At 67.1% G+C, this 6,759-nt stretch carries 7 protein-coding genes and 1 pseudogene; 6 read left to right on the plus strand and 2 right to left on the minus strand.

The features are described from left to right. The first annotated feature begins 7 nt into the window (after positions 1-7). From HRUBRA_RS07445 to HRUBRA_RS07460, 4 genes are all read left to right on the plus strand, one after another. Positions 8-868, plus strand: coding sequence for a heme/hemin ABC transporter substrate-binding protein (locus HRUBRA_RS07445; protein WP_161787605.1), 861 nt, complete (start codon positions 8-10; stop codon positions 866-868). Further along, positions 865-1,911, plus strand: a complete 1,047-nt coding sequence (locus HRUBRA_RS07450) for a FecCD family ABC transporter permease (RefSeq protein ID WP_035515983.1) — start codon at positions 865-867, stop codon at positions 1,909-1,911. The genes HRUBRA_RS07445 and HRUBRA_RS07450 overlap by 4 nt, the downstream gene beginning before the upstream one ends. Next, positions 1,908-2,687 carry a heme ABC transporter ATP-binding protein gene (locus HRUBRA_RS07455; RefSeq protein ID WP_035515986.1) on the plus strand — a complete coding sequence of 260 codons (780 nt, stop codon included), beginning with the start codon at positions 1,908-1,910 and terminating at the stop codon, positions 2,685-2,687. Before HRUBRA_RS07450 ends, HRUBRA_RS07455 begins: the two co-directional genes overlap by 4 nt. A gap of 62 nt (positions 2,688-2,749) precedes the next feature. Then, on the plus strand, positions 2,750-3,052 hold the full coding sequence (locus HRUBRA_RS07460) for an antibiotic biosynthesis monooxygenase family protein (protein WP_035515987.1): 303 nt from the start codon (positions 2,750-2,752) through the stop codon (positions 3,050-3,052). A 48-nt stretch (positions 3,053-3,100) separates the two neighbouring features. Here the strand turns inward: HRUBRA_RS07460 and HRUBRA_RS07465 are convergent, their stop codons facing one another. Beyond that, positions 3,101-3,874 carry a ferredoxin--NADP reductase gene (locus HRUBRA_RS07465; RefSeq protein WP_035515988.1) on the minus strand — a complete coding sequence of 258 codons (774 nt, stop codon included), beginning with the start codon at positions 3,872-3,874 and terminating at the stop codon, positions 3,101-3,103. A gap of 234 nt (positions 3,875-4,108) precedes the next feature. Between HRUBRA_RS07465 and HRUBRA_RS07470 the strand changes: the two genes are divergently transcribed. Beyond that, positions 4,109-5,890 (plus strand): N-acyl-D-amino-acid deacylase family protein, encoded by a 1,782-nt coding sequence (locus HRUBRA_RS07470; RefSeq protein WP_035515989.1) that lies wholly within the window; start codon positions 4,109-4,111, stop codon positions 5,888-5,890. Between the two features lie 9 nt (positions 5,891-5,899). On the opposite strand, the gene smpB is transcribed toward HRUBRA_RS07470, so the two are convergent. Next, the gene (gene smpB, locus HRUBRA_RS07475; protein ID WP_035515992.1) at positions 5,900-6,382 is read right to left on the minus strand and encodes an SsrA-binding protein SmpB; all 483 of its coding nucleotides are present in this window, start codon (positions 6,380-6,382) and stop codon (positions 5,900-5,902) included. Positions 6,383-6,512: 130 nt separating this feature from the next. On the opposite strand from smpB, the pseudogene HRUBRA_RS07480 reads away from it, so the two are divergent. Continuing rightward, positions 6,513-6,759 (plus strand): annotated as a pseudogene (locus tag HRUBRA_RS07480) (sodium-dependent transporter); the annotation flags it as partial.

A 6,759-nucleotide genomic window follows, 5' to 3' on the forward strand; every position in this document is an offset into this window, starting at 1 on the left:
GGGCGCCGTGCTGAAACCCCTGCAGCGCGGGCTTGCCTTCCTGGGCAGCTGCCTGCTGGCGACCGGCGTAGCCGCCCTCGAATGCAGTCAGCCTGCGCCGGATCCCAGCCGCATCGCTGTGGCCGGTGGCTCCCTCGCGGAGATCCTCTACGCCCTCGGCGAGGAGGCGCGCATCGTCGCTGTCGACCGCACGGCCACCTACCCCGTGGCCGCGCGTGAGCTGCCGCAGATCGGCTACGTGCGGAACCTGTCTGCCGAGGGCCTGCTGTCGCTGCAGCCGACGCTGGTGCTGGGCGAACACGATATGGGGCCGCCGGCGGTTGTCGATCAGCTGTCGGCGCTGGGCCTCGACTTGCTGGTCGTGCCTGAGCGCTTCGACGCCGAGGGGGTCGCTGCCAAGATCCGCTGTGTCGCCGCCGCGGTGGGGCGTGCGGCTGCGGGCGAGGCCCTTGTAGCCGAGACCCTTGCCGGTGCTGTGACTGCGCCGGCGGCGCCGGATGCACCCCGGGGCATGGTCCTTCTCGGCCTGCGGGGAGGCTCCCCGGTGGCCGCCGGCCGCGACACCTCCGGCAGCGGCCTGCTCGCCATGGCCGGGGTGCGCAATGCCCTCGAGGGCTTCGAGGGCTGGAAGCCCGTTTCCGAAGAAGCCATGGCGCTGGCGGCGCCGGCCTTTATCGTGGTTCCGGAGCGCGGCGTTGCTGACGCCGGCGGTCTGGACGCGCTGCTTGCTCATCCGGCCCTGCGCCTGACGCCGGCGGCGCAGGCCGGACGGGTCATCACCATGGACGGTATGGCAATGCTCGGTTTCGGCCCGCGTACCGTGGCCACGGCTGCCAGGCTCCGCAAGCAGCTGCAGGCTGCGCCATGAACGAGCTGCCCCTGCCGTGGCGGCAGCTATGGCCGCTCCGGGCGATCCCGCTGCCCGAGCCGCGGCTGCTGGCCCTGGCTGCCCTCATGCTGCTGGCCGCCGCCACGGGGGTCAGCGTCGGGGCCGTGCCGGTTCCGGTGCTGGACCTCCTGCTCGACCGCTCGACGGTGACGCCTCTGCAGGCCATGGTCTTCAGCGAGCTGCGCCTTCCCCGGGTCGTCCTTGCGGGCATGGTCGGCGCCGGCCTGGCGCTTGCCGGGGCCTGCCTGCAGGGGCTTTTTCGCAATCCGCTGGCGGAGCCGCAGCTGATCGGAGTGTCTTCCGGCGCGGCGCTCGGCGCCATCGCCATGATCGTTTTCGGGGAAGCCCTGGCGCTCCCCGAGGCGCTCAGCCCCTACAGTCTTCCGGCCGCCGCCATCCTCGGCGCGGTCACCGTCACCGGCGCCCTCTACGCCTTTGCCAGCCGGCGGGGGCAGGGCGGCGTGACCACGCTGCTGCTCGTGGGGATCGCCGTCAATGCCCTTGCGGGGGTCGGTATTGGCCTGTTCACCTGGCTTGCCAACGATGGTGAACTGCGTTCACTGACGTTCTGGAGCATGGGCAGCTTCGGCGGCACGCAGTGGCGCACGGCCCTGCCGGCGATGGCCTTGATTGCTCTGGCTACAGCCTACCTGCTGCCCGCGGCGCGACGTCTCGACCTTCTGCAGCTCGGGGAGCTTGAAGCTGCGCGGCTCGGTGTCTGCGTGGTAGCGCTCAAGCGCCGCCTGGTTTTCGGCGTGGCCGTGGCCGTGGGCGCTGGCGTAGCAGTGGCGGGGATCATCGGTTTCGTGGGCCTGGTGGTGCCCCATATCGCCCGGCTTCTTGGCGGCGTGCACCACCGCTATGTGCTGCCGGCGTCTGCGTTGCTGGGTGCCACCCTTGCGATTACCGCCGATCTCGGCGCGCGGACTCTGGTCGTGCCGGCAGAGATGCCTGTCGGATTGATTACCAGCGCGATCGGTGCGCCGTTCTTCCTCTGGCTGGTGCTGAGGTTGCGCCGATGAGCCTCGTGGCCACTGCTGTCTCTCTTCACCGCGGCGCGGCGACGCTGCTGTCTTCCGTGTCTGTGCGGGTGGAGCCGGGTGAGCTGCTGGTGCTGGTCGGGCCCAACGGCGCCGGCAAATCGACGCTGCTGTCGCTGCTGGCCGGCGACGACGAACCCGACGCGGGCGTGGTGACCCTGGATGGCCGGGCCCTGCAGGACCTGACGCTTTCCGAGCGCGCAGCCCGACGGGCCGTGGTCGGACCGCCCCCGGCGCTCGCCTTCGACTACTCAGTAAGGGACGTGGTTGCCATGGGCTGGCTGCACGGCGAACGCTTCGGACAGGTGGCACCGGCCGAGGCCCTGGGGGACGTGCTCGAGGCCTGCGAGCTCAGCGACCTCGCCGGGCGCGCGTTCCGCTCTCTCTCCAGCGGCGAGAAGCAACGCGCCCAGTTTGCCCGCGGCTGGCTGCAGCTCTGGCGGCCCGCCGGCGACCGTACGGCGCGCTGGCTTCTGCTTGACGAGCCGAACGCCAACCTCGATGTAGCCCACGGCCTGCGCCTGCTCGAGGACCTGCAGCGGCTGGCCGGCGAAGGTCTCGGGGTGCTGGCCGTGCTCCACGATCTCGACCTGGCCGCTCGCTTTGCCGACCGCATCGTCCTGCTTGATCACGGTCGGGCGGTGGCGTCGGGCAAGCCCGAGGCGGTGCTTTCCGCAGACCGGTTGAGCCACGTTTACGGCGCGCCGGTGCATGTCGAGCACCATGCCGCCCTTGGGCGGCTGGTGGTGATTGCCTGAGGCCTTTGACTGGTTCTCTGAACGGAACGGAACTGAACGGAACTGACAAGGAGGAACTACCCATGTTCATCGCCATGAACCGCTTTCGCATCGCCCTCGGCTTTGAGGATGCCTTTGAGGACATCTGGCGCCAGCGCGACTCGTACCTGGCACAGGTACCGGGCTTTCGCACCTTCGCGCTGTTGAAGGGCCCGGAAAAGGACGATCATGTGCTCTATGCGTCGCACACGATCTGGGAGACGCGGGAAGACTTTGAGGCCTGGACCGAGTCTGATTACTTTCGCAAGGCCCACGCTCAGACCAGTGCCCCAAAGGGCACTTATCTGGCGCCCCCGGAGCTGGAGACCTTCGAGGCCGTAGTCTGACGGGCCGCCTCGCCCGCCTGCCGGGCGGGGCAGCAGTTCAGCGCCAGTTCAGCCGACAAAGGCCCGCTCGATGACGTAGTCCCCGGCGGTACCCTGGCTCGGGGAGACCTGGAAGCCCCGCTCGTCGAGGAGCGCAGACAGATCCTCGAGCATGGCGATGCTGCCGCAGATCATGGCTCGATCCTCTGCCGGGTCGAGCACCGGCAGACTGAGGTCCGCCGTGAGACGCCCGCTGGTGATCAGGTCCGTGATGCGACCCTGGTTCTCGAAGGGCTCGCGGGTCACTGTGGGGTAATAAAGAAATTGCTCCCGCGCCAGTTCGCCGAGATAAGGGTGCTCGGGCAGGTCTTTCGTCAGGTAATCCCGGTAGGCGAGGTCACTCACCTGGCGGACGCCATGCACCAGCACGATATGGTCGTAGCGGAGGTATGCATCCGGATCGCGGACGATGGCCATAAACGGTGCCAGCCCTGTCCCGGTGGCGAAGAGGAAGAGATTTCGCCCCGGGTTCAGATCAGTCAGCACCAGCGAGCCGACGGGCTTTTTACCCAGCAGCACCGTATCGCCCGCCTGGATATGCTGTAGCCGGGAGGTGAGCAGTCCGTCAGGCACCTTGATACTGAGGAACTCCAGGTGATCCTCGTAGTTGGCGCTGGCGATACTGTAGGCCCGCAGCGCCGGCTTCTCGTCCACCTCGATGCCGACCATGGTGAAGTGGCCGTTTTCAAAGCGGAAGGCGGGATCGCGCTCTGTCGCGAAGCTGAAAAGCCGGTCGTTCCAGTGGTGAACCCAGGTAACCCTGGCGGCTTGTACTGCTGCCATGTTCTGCTCCCTGCCTGTTTCTGAGTTGAGTCGTACAGTTCTTGCAAGCTAGCTACGCCGATCCCGGCGCGGCGGGTCAATGCAAACGAGAACAGTTAATGATAATGGATCGGTGAGCCCGCTGTCTTGCGGGCAGGCGCTGCCGGTGCCCGGCGGCCGACTGGACGCCCCGTGGCGGGGCTCCTAGACTGCTTCCCCATAATTAATAAGCATTAACGGAAGAGGCGCCCGGCTATGGAGTACGACCTCAAGATCACCGGCGGCACGGTCTACGACGGTGATGGCGGTGCGCCGTGGCAGGCGGATATCGCGGTCCGCGATGGTCTTATTGTCGCTATAGGCGACTGCCCGGGGCAGGCCCGGAAGACGCTCGATGCCTCTGGCCATATCGTTACGCCGGGCTTTATTGATCTGCACACTCACTACGACGGCCAGGCTTCCTGGGATCCGGAGTTGCGGCCCAGCGTCAATCACGGGGTGAGCACGGTGGTCATGGGCAGCTGCGGCGTCGGCTTCGCGCCGGTGCGGCGCGGAGACCGGGAAAAGCTGGTGCGGCTCATGGAGGGGGTTGAGGATATCCCGGGCATTGCGCTGACCGAGGGCATGAGCTGGGACTGGGAAAGCCTCCCGGAATACCTGGACGCCCTGGAGCGCAAGGCGCACGCGATCGACTTCGCTGTGCAGGTAACCCACGACCCGCTGCGCGTTTACGTGATGGGGGAGCGGGCCGTCTACCACGAGCCGGCGACCCCGGAGGATATTGCCGAAATGCGCCGCCTCACCCGCGAAGCGCTTGAGGCCGGTGCGATCGGTTTCTCCACCGGCCGCTCCGACGTGCACCGCAGTGCCGATGGGGAGTGGACACCGTCCTCGGAGGCGACCGCCGAGGAGCTCGCCGGTATCGCCGCGGCTTTTCAGGGACTGGACCACGGGGTACTGCAGGCCGTCAACGATTTCGATCTCGAGCGCGAGGGCGACGCCTTCGACCGCGAGTTCGCTATCCTGGAGACCTTTGCCCGCGGTGCCGGCGGCCGGCCTTTTTCCCTGTCGCTCATGCAGCGTGACTTTGCACCGGACCAGTGGCTGCGCATTATCGAGCGCGCTGAGCGTGCCAGGGCGCAGGGGCTCGACATCCGCCTGCAGGTTGCCCCGCGCGGTATCGGCGTGCTTACGGGGTTGCAGTGCACCTTTCACCCTTTCATCGGGTTCCCCAGCTACAAGGCTATCAGTGGCCTGCCGCTCCCCGAGCGGGTGGCGCGTCTGCGCGATCCCGCCTTCAAGCGTCAGCTGCTTTCCGAGAAGAGCGAGAAGCTCGCCGGTGACGGCACACCGGTGCCGCCGATTGTCGATGCGCTCATGGCCGCCATCGACTACGTTGCCGGCAAGACTTTTCTCCTCGGTGACAATCCGGACTACGAGCAGACCGCGGAAAGCTCCGTGCTGCACATGGCCGAAGAGCGCGGCATAGCCGCTCTGGAGATGATCTACGACCTGCTGCTCGAGGATGAGGGCAAGGCGCTGCTGTATTTTCCCGTCTATAACTACACGGAAATGAACTTCGACAACCTGCACACGATGATGCAGCACCCCCTGTCAATTATGGGGCTCTCCGACGGCGGCGCCCATGTGGGCACGATCTGCGACTCGAGCTTCCCCACTTACTTGCTCAGCTACTGGACCCGGGACCGGGTCCGTGGACCGCGGTTGCCGCTGGCCGAGGCGGTGCGTCGACTCACGGCAGATATTGCCGACTACGCGGGGCTCCATGACCGCGGCCGGCTGCGGCCGGGCCTCAAGGCCAATATCAACGTCATCGACTACGAGCGCCTGCGCCTGTTCGCGCCGCAGATGGTGCAGGACCTCCCGGCGGGGGGGCAGCGGCTGCTGCAGGACGCCGCCGGCTACCGGGCGATCATCGTTGCCGGGGAGACGGTGGTGGCGGACGATCGGCTCACCGGCACCTTGCCCGGTCGGCTGATCCGCGCCGGCTGCGGCGCCCTGCGCAGTGCCGCCTGACGCCGCCGCCTACTGTTTGACGGCGTCGCGCAGGATGCGCTGCTTCTGCCGGTCCCAGTCGCGCTCTTTCGTCGTGTCGCGCTTGTCATGGGACTGCTTGCCCCGGGCCAGGGCGATGCGCGCCTTGACGAGATGCTTCTTCCAGTAAAGCTGGGTACAGACGCAGGTCTGCCCCTTTTGCGCCGTGGCAGCGAGGATCTTCGCCAGTTCTTTCCGCTTCAGCAGTAGTTTCCGTGTCCGCGTCGGGTCGGCCACCGTGTGTGTCGAGGTCGTATCCAGGGGGTTGATCTGGGCCCCGAGGAGGAAGGCCTCGCCGTTCTTCATGAGGACGTAGGAATCGACCAGCTGGGCTTTGCCGGCGCGAAGGGCCTTGACCTCCCAACCCTCGAGGGCGAGACCTGCCTCAAAGGTCTCGAGGAGTTCGTAGTCGAAGCGTGCGCGCTTGTTGCGGACGATGACGTTATCAGGCGTTTTGGGTTTCTTTTTCGACATGGGGCGGCATTATACGTAGCCCCTTCCGGCGGGGTAACGTGAATGTTGCTCTTTTCACCGGTGTCTGCGGGCGGCAGGCTGACAGGATGCGACGCTACCGGCCACGCGAGCAAGGAGTTCTATCGCAACCGTGCAGTCCCTAAACCCCCTCGGTGCCTGGCGCTCGCGCTCCACCTTTGTTTTCGCCCTGGTGGCGGCAGTGGTGGGTCTTGGCAACCTCTGGCGCTTTGCCTACCTCCTTGGCAGCCACGGTGGCACGCCCTTCCTGGCCGCCTACCTCGCCGGGTTGCTGCTGGTTGCCGTTCCCGTGCTGATCGCGGAGGTCGCCATCGGCAGCCTCGGCCGCGCCGCGCCGCCCCTGGCCTGGGCCGCTGCGG

It is taken from the genome of Pseudohaliea rubra DSM 19751, assembly GCF_000764025.1.
In the GTDB taxonomy this organism is placed as follows: domain Bacteria; phylum Pseudomonadota; class Gammaproteobacteria; order Pseudomonadales; family Halieaceae; genus Pseudohaliea; species Pseudohaliea rubra.

Bases quoted from the DNA above. Each gene is read 5' to 3' on its own strand.
- HRUBRA_RS07470 (WP_035515989.1), top strand. From the start codon at position 4,109: ATGGAGTACGACCTCAAGATCACCGGCGGCACGGTCTACGACGGTGAT.
- HRUBRA_RS07455 (WP_035515986.1), top strand. From the start codon at position 1,908: ATGAGCCTCGTGGCCACTGCTGTCTCTCTTCACCGCGGCGCGGCGACG.
- smpB (WP_035515992.1), bottom strand. From the start codon at position 6,382: ATGTCGAAAAAGAAACCCAAAACGCCTGATAACGTCATCGTCCGCAAC.
- HRUBRA_RS07460 (WP_035515987.1), top strand. From the start codon at position 2,750: ATGTTCATCGCCATGAACCGCTTTCGCATCGCCCTCGGCTTTGAGGAT.
- HRUBRA_RS07450 (WP_035515983.1), top strand. From the start codon at position 865: ATGAACGAGCTGCCCCTGCCGTGGCGGCAGCTATGGCCGCTCCGGGCG.
- HRUBRA_RS07465 (WP_035515988.1), bottom strand. From the start codon at position 3,874: ATGGCAGCAGTACAAGCCGCCAGGGTTACCTGGGTTCACCACTGGAAC.